The sequence below is a fragment of the Vibrio sp. Vb0349 genome (genome assembly GCF_033338975.1).
Window position 1 is genome coordinate 1 of sequence record NZ_JAWOTS010000082.1, and the last position, 2,089, is coordinate 2,089.

Genomic DNA, 2,089 nt, shown 5'->3' on the forward strand with positions numbered 1-2,089 from the left:
TTGAGCACTTCAGCAGCTTCGTTTAATTCACTTCTAATCAGATCATGGTACATAAGACGTTCTCTTTATTATTTCGGGCGTAAATGCGCATTCGCTTCGCCTTAGTAAATGGTTCTGATGCCATTTTAGCACCGGACATTTCATAACACTGAGTTTACCCACAAACGAGAATTAGTGTCGATAGTGAACCTCCAGATTTGGATTGGTGACAGTAATAAACTTGTCAACTTGCTTACGAAACCATCACTCAATTCGCAACTTTAGAATTTTAACTCTACTTAGATCACTTTTTACTCAATCTTGTGTTTTACATTTCTTTAATATTTTGATTACACTTATACCAACTGGTTAGACCTCTTACCAAAATACAGACGTACAACATTTATAAAGTCTGAAAAGGAAAAATTATATGGACATCTTGCTCTCTATCGTTGCGATGGCTGTTGTGTTAGGCATTACGCTTTACCACAGAATGTCACTCGTTAAATCCGTCAGTCTACTAACTGCTGCCATGCTAGTGCTGACTATCACAGACTCAGTTGGCGTTATTGGCTGGGCACTGTATGTGCTTGCAATCGCGGTCTTTGCCGTTTCTGGTATCCGCCAATCGCTTATTAGCCGTAAGGCACTGGCGTTGTTTAAGACTGTGCTACCTGCGATGTCTCAAACTGAAAAAGAAGCTCTCGATGCTGGTACAGTATGGTGGGAAGCTGAGCTATTCAAAGGTAAACCTGAATGGGAAAAATTACACGCAATTCAAGCGCCAAAACTTAGCGCGGAAGAGCAAGCGTTCTTAGACGGCCCAGTAAACGAAGTGTGTGCTATGGTCAGCGACTTCCAAGTAACGCATGAACTCGCGGATTTACCACCTGAAGTTTGGCAGTATCTGAAAGACAACAAATTCTTCGCCATGATCATCAAGAAAAAGTACGGTGGTCTAGAGTTCTCTGCATACGCTCAATCTTTGGTACTGCAAAAGCTGACGGGTGTTTCTGGCGTACTTTCTTCTACCGTTGGTGTGCCTAACTCATTAGGCCCAGGCGAGCTCTTGCAACACTACGGTACAGAAGATCAGAAAAACTATTACTTACCTCGCCTAGCTGAAGGTAAAGAAATCCAATGTTTCGCACTAACTAGCCCAGAGGCTGGCTCAGACGCAGGCTCAAGCCCAGATTACGTCGTCGTTTGTTAAGGAGAATGGGAAGGCAAAGAAGTGCTGGGTATGCGTCTAACGTGGAACAAACGCTACATCACACTTGCACCTGTTGCGACGGTACTTGGCCTTGCATTCAAACTGCGTGACCCAGAAGGCCTGCTTGGTGAGAAAGAAGATCTTGGTATCACATGTGCGCTGATCCCAACGGATGTGAAAGGTGTAGAAATCGGCAACCGTCATTTCCCACTAAACGTGCCATTCCAGAACGGTCCAACCCGTGGTAAAGACATTTTCGTTCCTATCGATTTCATCATCGGTGGTGAGAAAATGGCAGGGCAAGGCTGGCGCATGCTGGTGGAATGTCTGTCGGTCGGCCGTGGCATCACGCTACCTTCTAACTCGACGGGTGGTATCAAATCGGCTGCGATGGCAACGGGTGCATACTCTCGCATTCGTCGTCAGTTCAAACAACCAATCGGTCACATGGAAGGCGTTGAAGAGCCATTGGCGCGTCTTGGCGGTAATGCATACGTCATGGATGCGGCCAGCAACCTAACTGTTGCAGGTATCGACCTAGGTGAAAAGCCATCGGTTATCTCTGCAATCGTGAAGTACCACTGTACCCACCGCGGCCAACAAAGCATCATTGACGCGATGGACATTGTCGGCGGTAAAGGCATTTGTTTAGGCCCTTCGAACTTCCTCGCTCGTGGCTACCAAGGATCTCCAATCGCCGTAACGGTAGAAGGTGCAAACATTCTGACTCGTTCGATGATCATCTTCGGTCAAGGTGCGATTCGTTGTCACCCATACGTGCTTGAAGAAATGAACGCAGCTTACTCAGAAACGAGCGACGCGGTTGAGAAATTCGACAAAGCGCTAGCTGGCCACGTGAGCTTTACCATGAGTAACCTCGTTCGCAGTATTTGGTTT

1 pseudogene is annotated in these 2,089 nt (G+C 46.6%); it reads left to right on the plus strand.

Annotated features, from left to right (window positions below):
• Positions 1-409: 409 nt before the first annotated feature.
• A pseudogene (locus R7Q47_RS23355) lies at positions 410-2,089 on the plus strand (acyl-CoA dehydrogenase); the annotation flags it as partial.